A 23,953-nucleotide genomic window follows, 5' to 3' on the forward strand; every position below is an offset into this window, starting at 1 on the left:
CGTCCCCAGTCCGAGTGGTGTCACCCACCACCTGCTCCGGGGAAAGCGAGACGACCACCGTGACGACACTGCGCGACATCGCCCGACTGCGCATCGTCGCGCAGCGGATCGCCGGGCCGGGCTTCGGAACCGCCACCGATACGGTGCGATGGTTGACGGCCGTGCAGGCCCAGGATTTTCCCGGCGCCCGCTCCTCCGTCGCGCTGCGCTCCGGCGCGGACGGCCACGTGTCACTGCTCGACGCCCTGAACACCGGTGCCGTGGTCCGGTCGTGGCCGATGCGGGGCACGTTGCATCTCGTGGCCGCCGAGGATCTGCCGTGGATGCTCGCGCTCACCGGGGCCCGCACCCTGTCGAGTGCCGCCGCCCGCCACCGTCGCCTCGGCATCGACGACGGCGTCGTCGAGCACGCCCGCACGGTCGCCCGCAGCGCTCTCGACGAGGGGGCCCTCGCCCAGCCGGATCTGATGCAGGCGTGGGAGGCCGCGGGCATCGCGACCGCCGACCAGCGGGGCCGGCACCTGCTGTGGACGCTCGCGCTCACCGGGGACGTGTGCCTCGGACCTGTTGCCGACGGGAAACAGCACGTCGTGCTCGTCGACCGGTGGATCCCCCGACCCCGGCGCCTCGATCCCGAGGACGCCGTCGCCGAGTGGGCGCTGCGCTACTTCCGCAGCCACGGTCCCGCGACACTCGACGATTTCGTGTGGTGGACCAAGCTGACCGTCCGGCAGGCGCGGGCCGGGTTGGCGCAGGCGAGCGAGCACCTGGATCGGATATCCGTGAACGGTGTCGACTACTACCTGGATCCGGGCACCCCGGCGCTGCTCGAACAGCATCGCGGCCGTGTCCGGGGCACGTCCCTGCTCCCCGGATTCGACGAGTTCGTGCTCGGCTACCGGGATCGCACGGCCGCGATCGACCCGGCATTCCTGGAGCGACTGTGCCCCGGCGGCAACGGCATGTTCTCACCGACGGTCGTCGACGACGGCCGGATCGTCGGAACCTGGAAGAGGGGCCGCGGCCCGGCCGTGGAGGCACGCCCGTTCACGACGTTCACGGCACGAGCGGAGAAGGCATTGCAGGTGCCTCGTCCGGTTCGGTGACGCCGTCGACGTCGAGGTCGTCGTGCGGGCTCGTGCCGGCCAGCAGCAGGTAGGTCAGGGCCGCGGCCATCGGCTGCACGATCAGCACCATCGGCGTTCCGATTCCGGGCGCGAGCGCCACGATCGATCCGACGGCGGGTGCATCCGCGACCGGGAAACGCAGGGCCGTCACAGCCGAACCGGTGAGGGCCGCGGCGCCCGCAGCTGCCAGGGAGCCGGCCACCGAGGTCGCCACGGCGGCCGGGCCGCGCACCCGGCGCACACCCCACACGACCACCGCCGAGAGCACCCCGACCACCAGACCGATCCCGCAGAACAGAGCCGCGGCCACGAAATGATGCTGCGACTCCCCGGTGAGCACCACACCCTGGTCCTCGTCGACCACCAGCATCCGCACCGACGGTACGAGCAGCGCCCACACGATGCCGGCGAGCGCCCCCGCCGCCGTGAGCATCCCGGCGATCCGAACGAGGGCACGCCGAGGGGACCGTGGGGATGTCGTCACCCCGGCGACGTTACCGGCGGGTGCCCGGTCACCGACGTTCGGACGTCACCGAGTCGAGGACACCGTGCCGCGAACATTTCGCCCACCATCCGTCGGGGCTGACCTGGACGACCATGCGCCGGCCGCAGTCCTCGCAGAACCGGGGCGGTTCGAGCCCCAGCCGGGCGGCGTCGGGCACGGCGGCGTCGGTGGCGGGCCGGCCGGTGAACGGGTTGTAGGGTCCGGCGTCAGATCGTGGCATTGAGGGCCTTGATGGGCATCTCGAGATCGACGAGCAGATCGAGGTCGGACTCGGCGGGCCGACCCAGGGTCGTCAGGTAATTGCCGACGATGACGGCGTTGATGCCGCCGAGCATGCCCTGCTTGGCACCCAGGTCACCGAGGGTGATCTCACGGCCACCGGCGAACCGCAGGATCGTGCGCGGCAGCGCGAGCCGGAACGCGGCCACCGCCTTGAGCGCCTCGGACGCGGGCAGCACGTCGAGGTCACCGAACGGTGTACCCGGACGCGGGTTGAAGAAGTTCAGCGGCACCTCGTCCGGTTCGAGGGCGGCGAGGTTCGCGGCGAACTCGGCGCGCTGCTCGAGCGTCTCCCCCATCCCGAGGATGCCGCCGCAGCACACCTCCATGCCGGCCTCGCGAACCATGCGCAGCGTGTCCCACCGCTCCTCCCACGTGTGGGTGGTGACGACGTTCGGGAAGTACGACTCGGCGGTCTCGAGGTTGTGGTTGTAGCGGTGCACACCCATCGCGGCGAGCTGGTTCACCTGCTCCTGCGTGAGCATGCCGAGCGAGCACGCGATCTGGATGTCGACCTCGCTGCGGATGGCCTCGATACCGGCCGCGACCTGCGCGAGCAGCTTCTCGTCCGGGCCGCGGACGGCGGCGACGATGCAGAACTCGGTGGCCCCGGTCTTCGCCGTCTGCTTGGCGGCCTCGACGAGGCTCGGGATGTCGAGCCACGCCGACCGCACCGGCGACGTGAACAGTCCGGACTGCGAGCAGAAGTGGCAGTCCTCGGGGCAGCCGCCGGTCTTGAGGCTGATGATGCCCTCGACCTCCACCTCCGGGCCGCACCACTGCATGCGGACGTCGTGGGCGAGAGCGAGCAACTCCTCGAGCCGGTCGTCGGGCAGGCGCAGTACCTCGAGCACCTGTTCCCGGGTCAGGCCCTCACCACGGCCGTGGACCTGGTCGCGGGCGAGCTCGAGAATGTCGGGGGCCTGGGTCACTGCGCGCTCCTCATAAGACTTGAACACCGTACAAGTTGAACGTCGTTCACGTTAGAGCGGCGGTGGATTAGTGTCAAAGGACAATCCGTCAGGCGAATCGGCAGGAGCGAAACGGTGCAGCTACGACGCGGTGACGTCCTCGACGGCGCCATGGCGATCCTCGACGAGTACGGCCTCGCCGATCTCACGATGCGCCGCCTCGCCACATCGCTCGGCGTGCAGCCGGGCGCGCTCTACTGGCACTTCCCCAACAAGCAGACGCTGCTCGGCGCGATGGCCGACCGGATCCTCGACGGCGTCGACGCCCCGGTGTCGTCGCAGCGGTGGGACGACGGGATCACCGAACTCGCGCACCGGCTGCGCGACGCACTGCTGGCACACCGGGACGGGGCCGAGCTGGTGGCCGCGACGTACGCGTCACGGATGACGTCGAACCTGGCGCGGGAAAGTTTCGTCGGCGCCGGCGTGCGTGCCGGACTCCCCCGCGCCCACGCCGAACTGGCCGCCTACACGCTGCTGTACTTCGTCCTGGGCCACACCGTCGACGAGCAGTCCCGCGCCCAGATGGCGGCGCTGGGCGCACTCACCCGGACCCCGGCGTCACCGGACACCGAGACGGCCGCAGACCTCGGATCGGACGACGAACTCCTCGACGGGGACCCGCAGGTGCGGTTCGACTTCGGGCTCACATTGTTCGTCGACGGGGTGCGGGCGCGGCTCGGTGAAGAGGCGACGCGCCGCTGACGGCGTCCCCCGGATCGGGCACCGTGATGCCGAGCGGGACGGTGCGGCGCGGTCAGTGACCGAGCTGCTCGCGGAGGTGTCGGTGTTCGACGTGCTTGACGTGCGTGTGCTCGGCGACCACGAGACCGATGCCCACAGCGAAGGAGGACACGCACACCACGGCCGCGATCAACGCCCACCCGTTGAATCCGTAGCCGGCCGCCGCGAGGGCCATCCCCAGTGTCGCGATGCCCAGCGCGATCAGGCCGTACCCCGGCCAGTTCATCTCGTCGTCGATCGCTTCGCCCGCATGTTCGCGGAACGTGTTCGCACGATCGATCGGTAACCGGTGCCTGCTCATCTTCGACTCCACTTCTGCGTGACTCCAGCATGCGCGTAAACCACCCCGAACGAGTCACAACTGCATCACCGGTACGACACGTTTACCCACATGTCGACCTCCCGGCGTCTCATATCCGGACGCCGACCTCGGCCAGCCGCCCCCGCAACCGACGGACATGGCCGCCCGGCCAGTAGAAGCGACCACACGAGAGGCACCGCCGGAACCGGATGTGCTCGCCGAGCACCGATTCCGGCACGTCCCCGCGGGCCGGGGTGGCGTCCGCGAGGCGCCCGTTGCAGCGGGTACATCGGGTCAGCGGCGCGGTGTGTTCCTGGAGGTGGAACCGGTCGAGGACTTCGCGGACCTGCCGGCGCGGATCGGTCTCGTGTACGAATCCGCCGTGGACGACGGCCGCGCGGCGCAGCAGTCCGACGTCACGGCTGAGCAGGGTGCGATGCTCGGTCCGCGACATCTCGACGAGGGCGTCGTCCGTGGCGTCGTTCGCGTAGGCGCAGTCGAAACCGAGCAGCCGCAGATAGCGGGCGAGGGCACCGAGGTGCACGTCGAGGACGAACCGGTCCGGTGGCGTCGACCGTAGCCGCGGCAGGCCGTCGAGCCGCTGGAAGGTCGGGTACACCGCGACCCGCTCGCCGCCGCGCAGCCGATGCTCGAAGCCGACCGCTCCGCCGTCCACCAGGATCAGATCGACCTCGGTGTGCGGCACCCCGAACGACTCGATCCGGTCCTTCACCGAGGGGGTACCGTCGAACGCGTGCACCACGGTGCGCCGCCGCAACGGCGGACGCAGGAAGTCGTTCAGCTCGCCGTAGAAACGAAAATCGCAGTGGTGGGACATGACGGCAGCTGTCCCCGCGCTACCCGCCCAGGCTCTGCCCGACGACGGGGCCGACGTCGGCGAGGGCGTCGGCGGTGGTGAGCCGGTTGTGGGGCCAGTCGACCGGGTACGTACGGATGTCGCCGGAAATGTATTCGCGCCAAGGGTTTTCGCCGACACCGTCCGCTGCCGCGATGTAGGTCAGGTCGCCGTCGAACACGGCCGGTCGGTAGTGGTTCGCGAGCGTGACGGTGTGCAGGTAGTCGTCGTAGATGCGGTGGACGTCGTCGTCGGACAGTTCTGCGCGCAGTCCGCGGTCGGTGCCGGCGAACTCGTCCTCGAGCATCGCGAGGGTCGGGGCGGGGGCGTCGGCGGGGACGGAGTCGGCGGTCCGGGTGTCGAGCATGATCAGGGTGTCGACGGTCTCGCCGAGTGCCCGTAGCCGCACCGCCGCCGCGTGCGCGATCGCCCCGCCCACCGAGTAGCCGAGCAGCCGGTACGGGCCGCGGGGCTGTACTCCACGGATCAGGTCGACGTACCGGGCGGCGAGGCCCTCGATCGTGTCCGCGGGTGCGCCGGCGTCGACGATGCCGGGCGACTGGATCCCGTACACGGGGGTTCCGTCGGGCAGATACGGCAGCAGCCCGCTGTAACACCAGGTGACCCCGATCGCCGGATGCACGCAGAACAGGGGCACACCGTCGCCGGAGCGCATGCGCACCAGCAGCTCCGAACCGGGCTCGGTGTCGGGCTCGGTGCGGGACGACAGCCGTGCGGCGATCGCGGCCGCGGTGGGGTCGCTCATCATCCACTGCATCGGCAGGGCCCGGCCGAGCCGTGACTGCACCTCGGCGACGACGCGGACCGCGCTGAGCGAGTTGCCGCCGAGTTCGAAGAAACTGTCGTCGACGCCGACGCGTTGCGCCCCGAGGACGTCGGCGAACACCTCGACGAGCACCCGTTCGACGTCGGTGCGCGGCGGCCGGTAGGCGACGGTGGTGAACGCGGGGTCCGGCAGGGCGGCGCGGTCGAGTTTGCCGTTCGCGGTGAGCGGCACGTCGTCGATGATCGTGATCGCCGACGGCACCATGTACGCCGGGAGCCGGGTGGCCGCGAACTTGCGGAGTCCGGCGGGGTCGGTCACGGAATCGGGCTCGAGCCGCACGTACGACACCAGGACGGTTTCGCCGTGGCCGACGTCGTAGCCGAGGGACACCGCGAAGTCGACGTCCGGGTGCGCGGTGAGAGCGGCGTCGACGTCGCCGGTCTCGATGCGCAGTCCGCGGATCTTGATCTGGAAGTCGGTGCGGCCCACGTACTGCAGGCCGCGGTCGCCGGTGCGGCGCACCAGGTCCCCGGTCCGGTACATGCGGGAGCCGGGTGTCCCGAACGGGTCGGCGACGAACCGTTCCGACGTGAGGGCCGGCCGGCCGCGGTAGCCGCGGGCCAGGCACGGACCGAACAGGTACAGCTCCCCTTCCCCGCCGTCCGGGACGGGCCGCAGCCACCCGTCGAGGACGACGGCCCCGACACCGGACCGGGCGACGGGGGACCCCATCGTGATCGGCTCGCCGGGGGCGAGGGCGTCGCTGGTGGTGACACACACGGTGCATTCGGTGGGGCCGTACGCGTTGAGCAACCGGACGTGGCCCGACCAGGTGTCGACCAGGTCGGTGCCGAACATTTCCCCACCGACTTCGGCGACTTCGGCGTCGGGTAGCGCGTCGGGGTCGAGGGTTCCGCACACGGCGGGGGTGACGAGCAGATGGGTGACGTGTTCGTCGCGGGCGAACCGTTCGAGTTCCGCGCCGGCGTAGACGTCCGGGGGCGCCACCACGAGCGTCGCGCCGGCCGCGAACGTGAGCGTCAACTCCAGGATGGAGACGTCGAAACTGGGCGAACACACGTGCAGGACACGGGAATCGGGGGTCATGCCCTGGTAGGGCACCTGTGCGGCGGCGAGCAGCGGCAGCCCCGTGTGGGTGACGGCGACGCCCTTCGGTGTGCCCGTCGACCCGGACGTGTACAGCAGGTAGGCGGGGTCGTCGGTGCGGATCGGATGGGTACGGTCGCCGTCCCGGATCGGTTCGGTGGAGTATCGGTCGAGGTCGAGGGTGTCGACGGCCAGCCAGTCGAGGTCACCGGGCAGGTCGTGGCCGTCGGTGGCGGTCAGTCCGACGGCGGCACCGCAGTCCGCGAGCATGTAGCCGATGCGGCCGCTCGGCAGGCTCGGCTCGATCGGGACGGGCGCCGCCCCGGCTTTCGCAACCGCCCACGTCGCGGTCACCGAGTCCGCCGAGCGTGGGATCGCGACGGGCACGAAGTCCTCCGGGCCGACGCCGCGTTCGACGAGTGCGCGGGCCAGGCGGGTGGACCGCTCGTCGAGTTCCCGGTAGCTGACGTCGTGGCCCTGCCAGCGGAGTGCGACGGCTCCGGGGTCCCGGTCCACCGCGGTGGTGAGGACGTCCGCCCACGTCCGGGCGGGGGTCGGGCGGCTGTCTGCGACATCGATCAGCGATGCCCGCCGGTCGTCGCCCAGTGCGTCGATGCGGCCGACGAGGCTCCCGGGGTGCTCGGCGATCGCGGTGACGATCCGGGCGAGCCGGCCGGCGACGTCGGCGGCCGTGCCGGGGTCGATCGCGTCGGGCGCATAGCGGACGAGCAGGTGCAGGTCCGGGTCCTCGACACCCATGAGCGACAGCGGGTGGTGGGTCGAATCGTTGCCGACCACCCCGGTGACCTGCAGGCCGGTGCTCTCGGCGAGGCGGGCCGCCGCGGTCGGGTCCTGCGGATACGACTCGAGCACCATCGCGGTGTCGAACAGGCCCGCGAACCCGGACGCCTGGGCGATCGCGGTGAGACCCAGATGTTCGTGCGGCATGAGGGCCGCGCGCTCGGCCTGCAACCGCGTCAGCAGGTCCCGGATCGGTTCGGCCGGGTCGAGCCGGACCCGGACGGGGATCGTGTTGATGAACAGTCCCACCATCGCGCCGGCCCCCTCGACGGACGGTGGACGTCCCGAGATCGTGGTGCCGAAGACGATGTCGTCACCGGACGTCCACTGCCCCAGCAGGATTCCCCATGCGGCCTGCAGAGCGGTGTTGAGGGTGACCCCCAGTTCGCCCGCGATACCGGTGAGGGTCCGGGCGGTGTCCGCGGACAGTGGGACGGCGGCGCTCGCGGTCGCCGACAGTTGCCGGCCGGCGGTGTGCGGCGCCACCAGCGTCGGCCCTGGAAGACCGGACAGCGCTGTCGCCCAGGCGCGTTCGGCGGCGGCGGTGTCGCGTCCGGTGAGCCACGTCAGATAGTTGCGGTAGGCGGGGACCGGGCGTTCCAGGGGGGCGCCGCCGGTGACGTACAGGTCGAACAGGTCGGCCACCAGCAGCGGCATCGACCAGCCGTCGAGGACGATGTGGTGGTTGCCGATCGCCAGCCGGTAGCGGCGGTCGTCGAGGTCCACGAGCAGGAACCGGATCAGCGGCGGGGTCCGGAGGTCGAAGTGCCGGGCCCGGTCCGCGGCCAGAACGGTGTCGGCCTCGGCGTCGGACGCCACGGCGGTGACCGTCCATTCGACGTCGACACGGCCGAGGACGAGTTGGGCGATGGTGCCGTCGTCCCGGTTGTCGAACACGGTGCGCAAACTCGCGTGCCGGTCCACCAGGGCTCGGGCCGCGGACCGCAACCGGTGGACGTCGAGCGGTCCGGAGAAGTCGAGTACCAGTTGCACGTGGTAGGCGTCGACATCACCGTCGCCCGCGAGCAGCGCGTGGAACAGCAGCCCCTCCTGCAACGGTGTCGGCGGCCACACGTCGACGAGGTCCGGGTGGGTCGTCTGCCAGCGCTCCAGTTCGGTGTCGGTGGCGGTCACGAGGTCGAGGTCCGCGGGGGCCAGACGGCCTCCGGCCGTGTCCGCGAACCGGGTGATCGTCTCGCGCCACAGTGCGGCGTAGGCGTGCGCGTCGGCCTCGTCGAGAACGTCTGTGGCGTACCGGATGTCCGCGCACAGCCGGGGGCCGTCGGCGGTGTCGGCGACGTACGCGTCGACGGCGAGGGGTGCCGCTGCCGGTCCCCGGCTCGCGGCGGCGGTGCGGGGGTCGGGGCGGGCCGCGTCGAGGGCCCAGCCGCCGGACCGGTCACCGCCCAGCCGGCCGAGATAGTTGACGGCCAGGTGCGGTGACGGAAGGCCGTCGAACACGGCCGCGGTGTCCCGGTTCAGGTGTCGCAGCAGGCCGTAGCCGATGCCGTGGTCGGGGACGGTGCGCAGCTGCCGGGCGACGACCAACGGGGCGTCGGCGTCGGCGATCCCGGTCAGGTCGAGGCGCAGCGGGAACATCGACGTGAACCAGCCGACAGTGCGGGACAGGTCGGCGCCGGGTGCCACGGTTTCCTCGCGGCCGTGGCTCTCGACGGCGACGACGACACATTCGATTCCGGTCCACCGGCGCCGCAGGGCTGCCGCGGCCGTCCCCAGCACGGCGTCGGCGGGTGTGGTGCGGCGCGGCCGGTCGAGGAGCGCACGGGTGACGTCGGCCGGGAGCTGCACCGGTATGTGCCCGGTGGGGGCGTCCGGGGCGAAGGGGATGTCGTCCTCGTCCCGGCCGATCGGGGCGAGAACGCCCGTCCAGTAGTCGAGTTCGGCGATCCGGTCGGGATCGTGGGCGAGCCGGTGCAGCTCACGCGTCCACGTCCGCATCGACGTGCCCACCGGCGCCAGGTGCACGTCGGCACCGGATCGCGTCTGCTCGCACGCGGCGACGAGGTCACCGAGCAGGATCTGCCAGGACACGCCGTCCACGACGAGGTGGTGGGCCGCGACGGTGAGGCGCCCGGGACGGTCGGGGCCGGCGTCGCACCATGCGGCCTGCACCATCACGCCCGCATCGGGGTCGAGTCGGCCCACCGCGTCCGCCCGCTCCCGCACCGCCGTGCCCGTGACGTCGGCGTCCGGCCGGGTGCAGTCGACGCGGCGCAGACAGGTGGCCGCGTCGACCGTGCCGGGTTCCCCGACGGCGAGGTGTGTGCCGGTGCGGGTCGCCCGCAGCAGGTCGTGCCGGTCGAGGACCGCCTGCAGGGCGCGGGTGAGGACGTTGCCGGTGGTGCCGGCGGGGACGGTGACGACGACGGACTGCGCGAAGTGGTTCCACGTTCCGGGGCATCCGGCGAGCCACACCGCCAGCGGTGTCGGTGCGATGTCCCCGACACCGTCGTCGGTGGTCCCGGCGACGTCGGAGGAGACGGATGCGACGGTGGCGAGTCGTTCGACGGTGGGGTGCTCGAACACGTCCTGCGGGGTGAACACGATCCCGGCGGCGCGGGCGCGGGAGACGAGGGTGATGACGGTGATCGAGTCGCCGCCGAGGGTGAAGAACGACGTGTCCGCGGCCACCTCGGGGACTCCGAGGGTGTCGGAGAACAGTGCGGTCAGTCGCTGCTCGACGACTCCGACGGGGCCGCGGCCCTGTGCCGCGAACGCCGCGAAGTCGGGTTCCGGCAGCGCGTTCCGGTCCACCTTGCCGTTGGCGGTGACCGGCAGCTCGTCCAGGACGACGATCGCGGCGGGCACCATGTACGACGGCAGCATCTTCTCGAGGTCGTCGCGGATCGCGACGGGATCGGGTTCGGTTCCGGGCTCGGCCACGACGTATCCGATGAGTCGGTCGCCGCCGGCGGAGTCGGCGGAGTCGCGGCGGGACGCGGCGACGGCGCGGTCGACCCCGGCGCAGTGCAGGAGCGCCGATTCGATCTCGCCGAGTTCGACGCGGAAGCCGCGGATCTGCACCTGGAAGTCGCTGCGGCCCAGGTATTCCAGCTGTCCGTGTGCCCCGCGTCGGCCCAGGTCGCCGGTGCGGTAGCGGCGTCGCCCGCCGGGGGCGGCGACGAACCGGGACGCGGTCAGTCCGGGGCGTCCCCGGTAGTCGCGGGCCAGCGCCGCACCCGACAGGTACAGCTCGCCGACGACGCCGTCCGGTACCGGGTGCAGTCGGGTGTCGAGGACGTCGACGTGCACTCCCGGCAGCGGCGTGCCGATCACGGACGGCGGCAGGTCGGCGAGTGTGCCGCGGGGCAGGTCGGCGCAGGTGTCGATGACGGCGGCCTCGGTGATCCCGTACATCTCGGTGACCGGGGCGGCGTCCGGGTCGGCGTCGTACCACCGTTGCACGGCCGCGAGCGCGAGTTCCTCTCCGCCGACGAGGACGTGCCGCAGCGCGAGGCCGCGGCCGGCGCCGTGGTCGACGAGCTGGTAGAACGCGGCCGGGGTCTGGTTGAGGACGGTGACCTGCTCGCGGGCCAGCAGGGTGACGAGTTCGTCCGGGGCGCGGGCGGTCTCGGGAGGCACCAGCACCATCGCGGCGCCGGTCGTGAGCGGCCCCCACACCTCCCACACCGACACGTCGAACGCGAGTGCGTGGAACACCGCCCACACGTCGTCGGCGCCGAACCCGAAACCGGTGCGCGCGTGTGCGAGCAGTCCGGTGATCGCACGGTGCGGCACCTGCACGCCCTTGGGTCGGCCCGTGGACCCGGACGTGTAGATCACGTAGGCGATGTCGTCGGGGTGCGGCGGGGCGAGTGCGCCGGCCGCCGTGTCCGCGTCACCGTCCGGTTCGGCGAGGTCGGTGGCGGTGAGCACGCAGGTCGGGTGGGCGTCGGCGAGAACGAACTCGATGCGGTCGCGTGGTGCGGCGTCGTCGATCGGCAGGTAGGCGGCGCCGGCGAGGACCGCCCCGACGATCGCGACGACCGTGTCCGCGCGGCGGGGCAGGACGAGGGCGACGACGCTGCCCGGGCCGACGCCGCGCGCGGTGAGACGTCCGGCGAGGCGGTGGGCCCGCGCATCGAGTTCGGCGTAGGTGAGGCGGTCCGTACCGTCGACGACGGCCGGCGCGTCCGGGTGGGCGGCCACCGACGCGGCGAACAGGTCCGCGAGCGTGGTGTCCGGGCCGGGCGCCGGTACCCCGGTGTCGAGGGCGGCCCGCTCGACGCCGGTGAGCAGGTCGAGGTCGCCGACGGGCCGGTGCGGGTCGGCGGCGACCGCGGTGAGGATGCGGCGCAACCGGTCCGCGATCGCGGCGGCGGTATCGGCGTCCCACAGGTCGGTGGCATAGCCGAGGTCGAAGGTCGCCCCGGCGGGTTCGCCCGCCGCCGTGCGGTTTTCCGACACACTGAGCTGCAGGTCGAACTTGGCGACCGGGAGATCCTCGTCGAGGGGCTGCACGTCGAGGCCCGGCAGCCGCAGATAGTCGCTCATGTCGGTGCGGTACTCGACGAGCACCTGGAACAGCGGCGCGTACGACGTCGACCGTGTCGGCGCCAGTTCGTCGACCAACCGTTCGAACGGGAGATCGGTGTGGGCGAACGCCGCCAGATCGGTGTCCCGGACGGCGGCGAGCAGGTCGGTGAACGGGGCACCCGGGTCCACCGGGGTGCGCAGGACGAGGGTGCCGACGAACATGCCGACCATGTCGTCGAGGCCGGCCTCCCCGCGGCCGGAGACGGGGGTGCCGATCACGACGTCGTCGCTGCCGGACAGCCGGGCGATCAGCACGGCCAGCGCGGTGTGCGCGAGCATGAACATCGTGGCGTCGGCGCTGCGGGCGAGCGAGGTCAGGCGGGTGTGTACCTCGGCGTCGAGCGTGAAACCGGTGGTGGCGCCGCGCAGCGACAGACGGGTCGGCCGCGGCCGATCGGTGGGCAGGGCGACGACATCGGGGATCCCGGCGAGCGTGGTACGCCAGTAGTCGAGTTGCCGACGGTACAACGAGTCCGGGTCGTCGGGGTCGCCGAGCAGGTCCCGCTGCCACAACGCGAAGTCGGCGTACTCCAGTTCGGGCGGCCCCCAGTCCGGGGGCCGGCCGCGGCGGCGGGACTCGTAGGCGCGCATCACGTCCCGGGCGAGGGTGCGCATCGAGAAACCGTCGGCGGTGATGTGGTGGGCGACGACGACGAGAACGTGGTCGCTGCGGGACAGCCGCAGCAGCCGCGACCGCACCGGCACCTCGCGGGCGACGTCGAATCCGGCCGACGTGAGGTCGTGCAGGTACGCGTCCAGGTCGGCGGCGGCGATCGACCGCAGCTCGGTGGCCGGCGCGTCGCCCGGGTCGAGGACATCCTGCACGGGCGCCCCGTCGGGTGCCGGATACCGGGTGCGCAGGGTGGCGTGCCGGGCGACGACGTCACCGACCGCCGCGATCAGGGCGGCCTCGTCGAGGCTGCCGTGCAGCCGCACCGCCGTCACGATGTTGTAGGCGGGCGAGGCGGTGTCGAGCTGGTTGATCGACCACATCCGCAGTTGCGCCGACGACGGCGGGACCACCTCGGGGCGGTCGTAGCGGCGCAGTGCGGGACGGCGACCGGCGGCTGCGCCGCGGCGGGAGCGGGCGGCGAGGCCCCGCACGGTGGGGGTGTCGAACACGGCGCGCACGTCGAGGTCGGCGCCCAGGACGGTGCTCACCCGCCGTGCCAGCCTGGTCGCGGTGAGCGAGTTGCCGCCGAGGTCGAAGAAGCTGTCGTCGGGGCCGACCCGGTCGATGCCGAGGACGGTCCGCACCTCGTCGGCGACGATCTGTTCGGCCGGGGTGAACGGGGCGTGTCCTCCTGCCGCGGACGGGAAATCGGGGGCCGGGAGGGCCCGGCGGTCGAGTTTCCCGGCGGGAGTGAGCGGCACCTGCCCGACGGGGACGATCAGCGTCGGCACCATGTGCGACGGGAGCCGTTGCGCGACATGGTCGATCAGCTCCGACGAAGAGACGGCCGGTTCGTCGCCGGAGCGGACGTACGAGACGAGGACGGTCGCCCCGGACGGGGCGGGGACCGCGACGGTGGCGGCGAAGTCGACCGCCGGATGGTCGGCGAGGACGGCGTCGATCTCGCCGAGTTCGACGCGGATACCGCGGATCTTCACCTGGAAGTCGCTGCGCCCCAGGTATTCGAGGGTGAGGCGGCCGGCGACGTCGCTGCGCCAGCGGACGATGTCACCGGTCCGGTACAGCCGATCACCGGGCAGGGTGCCCTCGTCGGCCTCGGTGGGGCGGTCGGTGGCTGCGACGAACGGGCTGGCGACGAACCGTTGCGCGGTCAGCCCCGGACGGTCGTGGTAGCCGCGGGCGATGGCCGGTCCGCCGAGATACAGCTCGCCGGGGGTGCCGATCGGCACCGGCTGCAGTCGCGCGTCGAGTACCAGTTCCACGAAGCCGAGGGTCGGGCCGCCGATCGTCACCGGTTCCCCCGGGGCGAGGGGGCCGGCGAGGTTCGACATGATCGTCGACTCGGTGGGACCGTACGCGTTGAACATGCGTCGTCCCGACGCCCACGCCTGCACGGTCTCCGGTGGGCACACCTCCCCCGCCACCGTCAGCGACTGCAGGGTGTCGAGGCCGTCCGGGCTCAGGGTGCCGACGACGCCGGGGGTGAAGAACGCGTGCGTCTCGTCCCGGTCGGCGATCACGTCGGCGAGGGCGTCGCCCGCGATCACGTCCGGGGGCGCGACCACCAGGTGCGCACCGGACCCGAACGCCATGAGCTGCTCGAACACCGACGCGTCGAAACTGGGGGACGCGAACTGGGACACCCGGGACTCGGCGGTGACGGCGAGGCTCTCGCGTTCGGCGGCAACGAGGTTCGCCAGTCCACGGTGGGTGAGGACGACCCCCTTCGGCACGCCGGTCGACCCCGACGTGTAGATCAGATAGGCGGGGTTGTCGATGCGCAGCGGCGCGGTGCGGTCGGCGTCGGTGACCGGGCCGGCCGGATACCGTGCTGCCGTGTCGCGCCACCCGTCGGTGTCGATGCAACGCCAGGAGATACCGGACGGCAGCCGGTCCCGCCAGCGGGACACCGTCAGCCCGATCCGGGCCCCGGAGTCGCCGAGCATGTGCTCGATGCGGGCCGCCGGATACGTCGGGTCGACGGGGACGAACGCGGCCCCGGTCTTGGCGACCGCCCACACCGCTTCGACGAACTCGATCGACCGGGTCGTCGCGAGGGCGACGACGGCCTCGGGGCCGAGCCCGTCGGCGACGAGCAGCCGCGCCGCCCGGTCGGAGCGCTCGTCGAGGTCACGGTAGGTGACGGTCCGGTCCCCGCACGACAGGGCGGGCGCGTCCGGGTCGATCCGGGCGGCCGCGGCGAGAATGTCGGGCAGGGTACGGGGTGCCCGGCCGGGCCGGCCGTGGACCGGGGCCAGGCGCGCGTACTCGGCGTCGGACAGCAGGCGCAGGCTCGCGAGAGTCCGGTCCGGGTGGTCGGCGATCGCCAGCAGCACCCGTTCGAGCCGCTCGGCGACGGCGTCGACGTCCCGCGCGTCGAACAGGGCGGGCGCGTAGTCGATGCGGATGTCGAGTCCCCCGGCCACGGTGGCGCCGAGCGCGAACGGGTAGTGCGTGGCGTCGCGCACCGTGACGTCGGTGACCCGCAGGCCCGCGATGTCGGTGTCGGCGGTGAGGCCGCCCCGGTCCACCGGATAGGACTCGAACACGGTGACGGTGTCGAACAGGGTGGCGGCGCCGGTGGCGTGTTCGATGTCGGCGAGCCCGACGTGCTCGTCGTCGAGGAGGGCCGCATGATCGGTGTGGCAGCGGTCCAGCAACTCCCCCAACGTTTCCGCCGGATGCAGCGTGACCCGGACCGGGACCGTGTTGATGAACAGGCCGATCATCGATTCGATGCCGTCGACCTGTGGGGGGCGTCCGGACACGATCGCCCCGAACACCACGTCGTCACGGCCGGTCCACGCGCCCAGCACGATCGCCCACGCCACCCGCACGATCTCGGCGAGCGTGACACCCCGCGCGTGGGCGACGGCGTCGAGCCGGGCGGTGTCGACCTCGGTGAGCCGCAGATGTTCGGGGCGGGCCGTGGTGGGCAGCTGCCGGCCACGTTCCACCGGTCCGAGGAGCGTCGGGCCGTCGACGCCGGCGAGCGCGTCACGCCAGTGCGCGAGCGACGCTTCCCGGTCCACTCCGGCCAGCCAGGACAGGTAGCGGGCGAACGACGGGGAGTCCGGAAGGCGGTGAGCGGTGTCGGTGACTCGGGAACCGGCCGCGTACCGGGCGAGGAGTTCGCGCACCAGCAGCGGCACCGACCAGCCGTCGAGCAGGATGTGGTGGTAGGTGAGCACGAGCCGGTGCCGGTCGTCGCCGGTGCGTACGAGCAGGCCCCGCACCAGCGGTGGACGTGTCATGTCGAAGCCGCGGGCCCGGTCCTGCGCGAGGAGTCGGTCGACGTCCCGCGGATCGGGTAGGTCGGCCACCGTCCACGGCACGGTGACGTCCCGCGAGATCGGTTGCAGTGGTTCACCGTTCGCGTCCACGGCGAAGGCGGCCCGCAGGATGTCGTGGTGGTCGACGAGTCCCTGGACGGCGCGCCGCATCCGGTCGGCGTCGACGGGGCCGCGCAGCTCGAGGAACGTCTGCACCAGGTAGGGGTCGGTGTCGTCGCCGGCGGCGGCGAGTTCGGTCTGGAAGAGCAGTCCGGCCTGCAACGGGGTGGGCGGCCACACGTCGGCGAGGGACGGGTAGGCATCGGACAGGTCGTCGAGGGCCTTCTGGTCGAGCCGGACGAGAGGCACGTCCGACGGGGTGAGCCCGCCCGCGCCGGGCGCGGCGGCCGCGGCGGCCAGCTCCCCGCACACGGACTGCCAGTGCGCGGCGAGGTCGTCGACGTCACCGGCGTCCAGGATGCGGGTCGGGTAGGTGACGGCCATTCTCAGCGTCGGCCCGGCAGCGTGGTCGACGGGGTCGACGGGGTCGACGGTGAGGAGGTTGACGTCGAGGACCGCGGACAGGGGCATGGCGGGGCCGACGATCTCACCGAGGTCGCCGAGGTCGTCGACGGGCTGCCAGTCGCCGGCCCCGCCCCCGTGTTCCACCGCCATCCGGCCCAGATAGTTGACGCTGACCTGCGGGTCCGGCAGGCCCGCGCACGGGTCGTCGGCGCCGAGATGCCGCAGCAGCCCGTAGCCGATGCCGTGGTCGGGGGCGGCCCGCAGCTGCTCCTTGACGCGCTGCAGCGCGGCGATCGGGTCGGCCGGGGCCGGCCCGGTCAGGTCCACGTGGACGGGATGGGTAGTGGTGAACCAGCCGACGGTGCGGGACAGGTCGGCACCCGGCACCACCTGCTCCTCACGGCCGTGCCCCTCGAGCAGGATCGTGCACGACGGCCGGTCGGGGTGCCGCCACCGCACGAGCGCGAGTACCAGGGCGGTGACGACGGCGTCGTCGACGCGGCCGTGGACGCTGTCGGGGACGGCGGTGGACATCGCGGCGGTCACGTCGTGCGGCAGGTCGACCGTGACGGTGGCCGCGGTGGCGGCGGTGTCGCGGGCTGGGTCGAGGCGCCGCGGCGCGAGCGGCCGGGTGGGTGCGGTGAGGACCGTCCGCCAGAAGGTGGCGTCGTCGCGTGGTGCGGCGGCGAGGGCGTGCGACCACGTCCGCATCGACGTCCCTACCGGCGGCAGGACCGGGGCGGTACCGGCCCGGGCCTGCCGCCACGCGGACGCGAGATCCGGGAGCAGGATGCGCCACGACACCCCGTCGACGACCAGATGATGGATCACGATCAGCAGCCGTCCGGGGTCGCCCGGACACCAGGTGACCGCCACCATGCGACCGGCCTCGGGGTCGAGGCGGTCGGCGGTGGCAGCGCGGGCGGCCTCGAGGTCCGTCGTGTCGAGCCTGCACACGACGTCGCCGGCCGCGACCACGCCCGGTGACGGCACCTCGAATGTGGCGGTGTCGCAGCGGAATCGGGCCCGGAGCATGTCGTGGTGATCGAGGACGGTCTGCACCGCCGTCTCCAGGTCGGCCGCGGTGAGGTCGGCCGGCACCGACACGCACACCGACTGCGCCAGCCGGCGCCACCCCTGACCCTGCCCGGCCAGCCACCGCACGATCGGGAGGGCTGCGACCTCGCCGAGGCCACCGCCGGGCAGTTCCGGTAGCGCGGGCGGCTCCCTCGCAGCGGTGGCGACCGCGGCGAGACCGGCCACGGTGAGCCGGTCGAACACGTCGTGCGGGGTGAACACCACCCCGGCCTCGCGAGCGCGGGACACCAACTGGATCGCCATGATCGAGTCGCCGCCGAGCGCGAAGAACGACTCGTCGGCGGACACCGCGTCGACCCCGAGGAGCTGCGCGAACAGGCCGGCGACGGTCTCCTCGACGCGGCCGGACGGTGGGCGTCCGGCCGCCGCCCCGGGATCGGGCGCCGGCAGCGCGCGGCGATCGACCTTGCCGTTGGCGGTCAGCGGCAGCCGGTCGAGGACGACGACGGCGGCCGGGACCATGTACGACGGCAGCAGCCCGCCGACGGCGCCGCGCACCGCCCGCGGATCGAGGACCGCCCCCGGTTCGGGGACGACGTACGCGACGAGCCGCACCGGGTCGGCGGTGTCCCGGTGCGGCACCACGACGGCGCGCGCGACACCGGGGCGGGACGCCAGTGCCGCCTCGATCTCCCCGGGTTCGACGCGGAAGCCACGCACCTGAACCTGGAAGTCGCTGCGCCCCAGGAACGTCAGTGTGCCGTCGGTGTCGGCGCGGGCCAGGTCACCGGTCCGGTACAGGCGGGCGCCGTCGGCCGCGAAGGGGTCCGCGACGAACCTCTCGGCGGTGCGGCCGGGGCGGCCGCCGTAGCCGCGGGCCACCTGATCACCGCCCGCATAGATCTCCCCCACCACCCCGGCCGGGACGGGCCGCAGCCGGCGGTCGAGCAGATGCAGGCGCACCCCGGGCAGCCCACGGCCGACGAGGTTGCCCGGGGCCGCCGCGGTGTGGGCGCCGAGGACCGCGCCGGTGAGGAACACCGTGGTCTCCGTGATGCCGTACACACTGATCAGCGCGGATCCGTCACCGGTGTGCCGGTTCAGCCACGGCACCGTGCGGGACTGGTCGATGTCGTCGCCGCCGACACAGATCCGGCGCACCCCGAGCGTCGGGCGGCCGTCGCGTTCGGTGTCGGCCAGGTTGAGGAACGCCGCCGGCGTCTGTCCCACGACCGTGACGTGTTCCCGGGCCAGGAGATCGGCGAACGCGTCCGGGGTGCGGGCGGTGTCGCGGTCGACGACGACGAGGGTGCCGCCGGAGGTGAGCGCACCCCAGATCTCCCACACCGAGAAGTCGAACGCGAACGAGTGGAACAGCGTCCACACCTCGCCGCCGGGAATGTCGAACGCGGCCGCGGCGCGGGCGACGAGCGCGGTGACGCTGCGATGCGTCACCTGCACCCCCTTCGGCCGGCCCGTCGACCCGGATGTGTAGATCGCGTACGCGAGACGGTCGGGGCGCAGCGGGCCGCCGCGTTCGGTGTCGGTGACCGGGCCGGACGGCAGGGCCGAGTCGTTTCCGGCTGCGACGGCGTCGACATCGGCGACGTCCGCAGCGGTGACGACGCATCGGGGGTGCGCGTCGGCCAGGATGTGGTCGCGGCGGTCCGCGGGGGTGTCCGTGTCGACCGGAACGTAGTGGCCGCCCGCGGTGAGGACGCCGAGGAGCGCCACGATCTGGCCGATTCCGCGGTCGACGAGCACCGCGACCGGCGTCTCGGGGCCGACGCCGCGGCCGACGAGGCAGCGGGCGAGGCGGTTCGCGCGGGCCACGAGGGTCCGGTAGGTGATCGACTCGTCGCCCGCGACGACCGCGACCCGGTCCGGGTCGTCGGTGGCCCGGTCCGCGACGAGTTCCGGCAGCGTCCGTTCCGGTGGCCGGACGCCGGTGTCCGGCCACGACGCGACCGGTGTGGGGTGCGCGGTGAGCGGCAGATCTCCCACCGGGGCGGTGGGATCGGCGGTGAGAAGTTCGCGGAGCAGTCGGGTGAACCGCGCGTAGTGGGTGTGCAGGGACGGCTCGTCGTAGAGCTGCGGGTTCGCCTTGAAGTCCAGCCGGATCGGGGCCGTCGGGCCGTACCGGTAGACGTTGACGAGCAGATCCTCGACGGGGCCGGACGACAGCACGTGCAGCGTTGATCCGGCGTCGCCGAAGCGCAGCTCGGCCGGGAACAGCATGAGGTTGAGCAGTGGCCCGGTGAATCCGCGGCCGGCACTGCGATCCCCGCCAGGACCCCCGCCGCGTTCCCGGAGCAGTTCCTCGTGCCGGAACCGCTGGTGCCGCAGCGCCCCGGACAGCGTCCGGCCCACCTCCGCGATCAGGTCGCCGACGGTGGCGGCGGCACCGATCGTGACCCGCAGCGGCACGACGTTGGCGAGGGTGCCGCCCGAGCGGCGCAGCACCGCGGTGGTGCGGGACGACACCGGCATGCTCACCACGACGTCGTCGGTGCCGGTGTGCCGCGCCGTGTAGGCGGCGACGGCCGACGCGATCAGCACCGCGATGCTCACCCCGTACCGGTCCTGGGCGGCGGCGAGGGCCGTCGCGGTGTCCGGGTCGAGTTCGCCGCCGACGTCGCGTCCGAGCGGCCGGGCAGGCGCGGACCGGCCGGCGAGGCTGCAGTGCTGCGGCATCCCCGACGTCCGCTCCAGCCAGTAGTCGCGGTCGGTGTCGTGGCGGGCCGACGCGAGATAGTCCGTCTCGGCGGCCCGGACGACGTCGAGGTCGGCGGCCCGGTTCGGCGGCGGTTCCCGACCCTCGGTGGCGGCGTTGTACAGGTCGGCGGTGCGGTAGAGCAGGGAGGCGGCGCCGACGCCGTCGAGCGCGATGTGGTGGATGCGGCTGTACCAGTACCAGTGGTCGTCGGCGAGACGCAGCAGCACCGAGACGGCCAGCCGGTCCCGGACCGGGTCGAGCGGTGCCGCGACGTCGCACCGCATCCAGGCCAGGGCCGCGGTTTCCGGATCGGGGTCGTCGCGCAGGTCGACGATCCGGGTGCCGGTGTCGAGCCGCGGGTCCAGGATCTGCTGCGGGCGAGAATCGGTGTGTACCAGACGAATCAGACCGGACCCGAGTTCCGTGGCCGCCTGTGACACGGCGTCCGAGAGCCTGCCCGGGTCGAAGGAACCCGCGGCGTCACGAATGTCGGCGTACAGTGCCTCCGACTGCGGGACCGCCGGATCGAGCTGCTGGGCGAGCCACTGCCCCCACTGTCCCGGTGTGAGCGGGGCCGGGGCCGAATGCCCGTCCGGCGGATCGTGCAGAACGGGCAGGGGCGGGCCGGCGTCCGTGCTGCCGGACGCCGCATCGGCTCGGAACGGCAAGTCCATGAGCATGAAACACGACAGGACGTCGAGGACGTCTCACATGCCGGGTGCGTCGATGGTCGTCATTGCTCTCACGATACGACCGGTGCACGGTTCGGTGCGAGTGACGATTTCGTGTCGTTCGGTGACGATCAGCGGATCGTCACCAGTGCGGTCCGGCGATCAGGAGGAAGACGAGACCGGCGATGACGCCGAAAGTTCCGGCGAGGATACCGAACAGCGCCTCGAGTGACGACCGTTCGTCGTCCACGGCGGCCTCCGAGCGGGACGCCACGATGCCCACGCCGATCGCGGCCACACCGAGCACGATGCCGATCCCGAACGTCCAGAAGGTGACGATCGACAGCGCACCCAGCGCGATCGACGTATCGCTGCCGGAACGGCGTAGCCAGTCGAGCAACCGCGACACCGGTCGCGGATCGTCGGGGCGGGGATCGGGTTCCGAGGTGGGACGGTCGGCGACGACGGACATGATGACGATGCTCTCTTCGGGGCGCCCTTGTGAGGCTGTTGATCAAACGTTTGTGATCATGAAGTTTACCGACGCCCGGTGGGGTCGCCAACTATCGTCGTCGATGTTCGCGCACAGCAGAGCGGTCACGAAAATTGTTGGGGCACAGCACTCACGGACGCACCGGCAGACCCGCGGGAAGTCCGACATCGTAGATCGACAGAACATCGGTGACGCCGCGGAGAGCGTCGACGACACAGGCTGCCGGAGACGTGAACAACGTCGGATAGTCGACCTCGCCGAGCGCAGGATCGACCGGCCACGCCAGCCGTTCCGCGCCGAGCGTGAACCGGGCGTCGATGCCGGGCTTGTTACCTCGGGGATCCTGCCGATGCCAACCGCCGTCCAGATGGACGGCGACCAGTCCGTGCAGGACGTGACCGTCGCCGTGCGCGAGCCGCTGATAGCACAGTCCGGTCGGCACTCCCCCGACCCGCAACAGCGCCGCCAGCAGATGAGACTTCGCGTAGCACAGGCCCACCCGATGCTCGAGCACCTCACCGGCGGTCAACGTCACCCGCGGATCCCCGACATCGTACGAATGCCCCACCTCGTCGCGCACCCATTCGAACGCGGCACGCGCGAAATCGATTTCACCGTCCGACCGCTGCCGCAACGATCGGGCCAGCGACCGGACATTCCGATCCTCGATATCGACGAACTCGTCGCCGGCCAGAAAATCGGACGGGGATGCCGCGTCGAACATCATTTCCGCACCACCATCGCGAACGAGAGCGGTATGCGCGGCAGCCCGGACCGGAGCTCCCATCCTCGCGGGCACGGCACGAGGTCGTCGAATGCCGGCCAGTCCATGTACGGCAGTTCGTGAAGTGCCTCGATCGTCAGACCGGCTCCACGCAACGCGCCTGCGACCTCCCCGAGATCGTGCCGCCACTCGTAGTTGGTGACATGGGTGATCTGCCCGGCCGAATCCTCGGTGTAGGTGCCCGAATCGTCGTAGGTGCGGTGACCGCCACCCCCGAGGTAGTCGTCGCTGATCGCCCACGGCCGATGGTCCATCGCCCCGAGGATCGGGTGGTCGTCACGGATCACGAACACGCCTCCCGGTTCGAGGAGATCGTGGATCGACTGCGCCCACGCCGTGAGGTCCGGCAGCCACACGATCGTGCCGACACTCGTGACGACGACATCGAAACGGCGGTCGATGTGCGCCGACGCGAACCGGGCATCCGCTTCCACCCAGACGATGTCACGGCCGTCGGCCGCGGCGATGCGAGCAGCATGGGCCAGCGAGTTCGGGGACAGGTCCAGCCCGTGGACGTCCACCGCACCGAGACGAGCCCACGAGATCGTGTCGACGCCGATGTGACACTGCAGGTGCAGAAGACTCCGGCCCCGGATCCCGGCCGCTGGCAGATGCGGTTCGAGCACCGCCAGATCGTTGAGGACGACCTGCGAAATCGTGGCGGGCTCGGCGAGAAATCCGTCGACGTCGTACATCGCCGACCGAACGTGTACGTCCGCCCGATCGTTCCAGTTCGCCCGATTGGCTGCGATCACGTCCGCACTGTCCATGCCGTACCTTCCCCGATGCCGTGTCCGTCGTCGGCACAGTCCACCACGGGCACCCGCTTCCGGCACAGCGATTTTCGGGCCGAACAGCTCAGGTCTCCCAACGCCCGGCAGGGAACGTGCCCGCGGCGACATCGGCGAGCGCATGCGCAACCTCGTCACGGGTCAGGACGTACTGCACAGGATAGTCGACGGCCTGCCCGCCGACCGTGAGATCGACGGTCCCGGCCTCCGACCGCCCACCGGTCACCGCGTTGGCGACCCGGTCCGCCGACGTCGCCGTGACCACGAAACAGTCCGGGCCGCCCCCGACCATCACCTCCCAGACACCGAACTGCCGTGCCACGAGCGTGCACGTGAGACCGTCCAGGAGATCGATTCTGCGCACGAACTCTGCAGCATCGGCGGCACCGGATTCCATGGCGCCGATGCTAACCGGAGTTCCGGACGGCGCCGGCGTCATCGTGGTTCAACGGTCGGCAGAGGCCAGGATGTCGCGCGTGATCTCGAGTTGCCCGAGATGCTGTGACAGCTCGCGCACGATGTGCAACAGCATCCAGGTGGCGCTGGCTTCTCGATCGGTGGCGTTGCGGGTCGTGCCGACGGTGGTCCGGTCACGCACCCCTTCGGTCAGGGCGATTGCTGCATGCCCGGGAATCAGTCGGCGGATCCGGCCGAGTTCGACGCACAACTGCTGCGGATCCCCCTGAGCACGAAACTCGCTGTCACGGTCCCGAGGGATGCGCAAGCCCGCGATCAACGAGCCGCCCCAGTAGTCGGCCATGCCCACGCAGTGAGCACCGATCGCATACGGACTGTTGGCACCGGGCAACGCCGGGGCGCGATTGGCCTGCTCGCTGGTCATGCCGGACAGAATCGCCTGCATCGCCGACAAGGACTCGTCCGCGATGGACACGACAGCCTCGTACGTATCGTTGTGGTCTCGAATTGTCATAGCAGGCAGGCTAAAAGACCGACCGAGACGACTCGGGATCCCCCACGGCCCGTGGTCGCGGCC

Annotated in this window: 13 protein-coding genes; 2 read left to right on the plus strand and 11 right to left on the minus strand. The window is 71.9% G+C overall.

From position 1 onward, the window contains the following. Positions 1-59 precede the first annotated feature (59 nt). On the plus strand, positions 60-1,106 hold the full coding sequence (locus Q5696_RS12205; protein ID WP_305091614.1) for a winged helix DNA-binding domain-containing protein: 1,047 nt from the start codon (positions 60-62) through the stop codon (positions 1,104-1,106). On the opposite strand, the gene Q5696_RS12210 is transcribed toward Q5696_RS12205, so the two are convergent. Genes Q5696_RS12210 through bioB form a run of 3 tightly spaced genes read right to left on the minus strand, consistent with a single transcriptional unit; the run spans position 1,057 to position 2,843 of the window. Further along, entirely contained in the window at positions 1,057-1,611 is a 555-nt protein-coding gene (locus Q5696_RS12210; RefSeq protein WP_305091615.1) for a DUF2567 domain-containing protein, read from the minus strand. The genes Q5696_RS12205 and Q5696_RS12210 overlap by 50 nt on opposite strands. A 28-nt stretch (positions 1,612-1,639) precedes the next feature. Beyond that, positions 1,640-1,852 (minus strand): biotin synthase auxiliary protein BsaP, encoded by a 213-nt coding sequence (bsaP, locus tag Q5696_RS12215; protein WP_305091616.1) that lies wholly within the window; start codon positions 1,850-1,852, stop codon positions 1,640-1,642. After that, positions 1,839-2,843 (minus strand): biotin synthase BioB, encoded by a 1,005-nt coding sequence (bioB, locus tag Q5696_RS12220; protein WP_305091617.1) that lies wholly within the window; start codon positions 2,841-2,843, stop codon positions 1,839-1,841. Before bioB ends, bsaP begins: the two co-directional genes overlap by 14 nt. 114 nt (positions 2,844-2,957) lie before the next feature. On the opposite strand from bioB, the gene Q5696_RS12225 reads away from it, so the two are divergent. Then, on the plus strand, positions 2,958-3,587 hold the full coding sequence (locus Q5696_RS12225) for a TetR/AcrR family transcriptional regulator C-terminal domain-containing protein (RefSeq protein WP_305091618.1): 630 nt from the start codon (positions 2,958-2,960) through the stop codon (positions 3,585-3,587). A gap of 52 nt (positions 3,588-3,639) precedes the next feature. Here the strand turns inward: Q5696_RS12225 and Q5696_RS12230 are convergent, their stop codons facing one another. The 8 genes from Q5696_RS12230 to Q5696_RS12265 all read right to left on the minus strand — a co-directional run bounded on the left by Q5696_RS12230 (position 3,640) and on the right by Q5696_RS12265 (position 23,851). Continuing rightward, positions 3,640-3,927, minus strand: a complete 288-nt coding sequence (locus Q5696_RS12230) for a hypothetical protein (RefSeq protein WP_305091619.1) — start codon at positions 3,925-3,927, stop codon at positions 3,640-3,642. Positions 3,928-4,036: 109 nt separating this feature from the next. Next, positions 4,037-4,765, minus strand: coding sequence for a Mut7-C RNAse domain-containing protein (locus Q5696_RS12235; RefSeq protein ID WP_305091620.1), 729 nt, complete (start codon positions 4,763-4,765; stop codon positions 4,037-4,039). A 19-nt stretch (positions 4,766-4,784) separates the two neighbouring features. Next, positions 4,785-20,894, minus strand: coding sequence for a non-ribosomal peptide synthetase (locus Q5696_RS12240; RefSeq protein WP_305095265.1), 16,110 nt, complete (start codon positions 20,892-20,894; stop codon positions 4,785-4,787). A gap of 139 nt (positions 20,895-21,033) precedes the next feature. Next, positions 21,034-21,363 carry a hypothetical protein gene (locus Q5696_RS12245; protein WP_305091621.1) on the minus strand — a complete coding sequence of 110 codons (330 nt, stop codon included), beginning with the start codon at positions 21,361-21,363 and terminating at the stop codon, positions 21,034-21,036. Positions 21,364-21,514: 151 nt separating this feature from the next. After that, positions 21,515-22,111, minus strand: a complete 597-nt coding sequence (locus Q5696_RS12250) for a transglutaminase-like domain-containing protein (protein WP_305091622.1) — start codon at positions 22,109-22,111, stop codon at positions 21,515-21,517. Continuing rightward, complete coding sequence (locus Q5696_RS12255) at positions 22,108-22,938, minus strand: class I SAM-dependent methyltransferase (RefSeq protein WP_305091623.1); 831 nt, start codon at positions 22,936-22,938, stop codon at positions 22,108-22,110. The genes Q5696_RS12250 and Q5696_RS12255 overlap by 4 nt, the downstream gene beginning before the upstream one ends. A gap of 88 nt (positions 22,939-23,026) precedes the next feature. Beyond that, entirely contained in the window at positions 23,027-23,356 is a 330-nt protein-coding gene (locus tag Q5696_RS12260; protein WP_305091624.1) for a hypothetical protein, read from the minus strand. A gap of 48 nt (positions 23,357-23,404) precedes the next feature. Continuing rightward, entirely contained in the window at positions 23,405-23,851 is a 447-nt protein-coding gene (locus Q5696_RS12265) for a mycothiol transferase (protein ID WP_305091625.1), read from the minus strand. Between the last annotated feature and the right edge of the window lie 102 nt (positions 23,852-23,953).

This window comes from Prescottella sp. R16 (assembly GCF_030656875.1).
In the GTDB taxonomy this organism is placed as follows: domain Bacteria; phylum Actinomycetota; class Actinomycetes; order Mycobacteriales; family Mycobacteriaceae; genus Prescottella.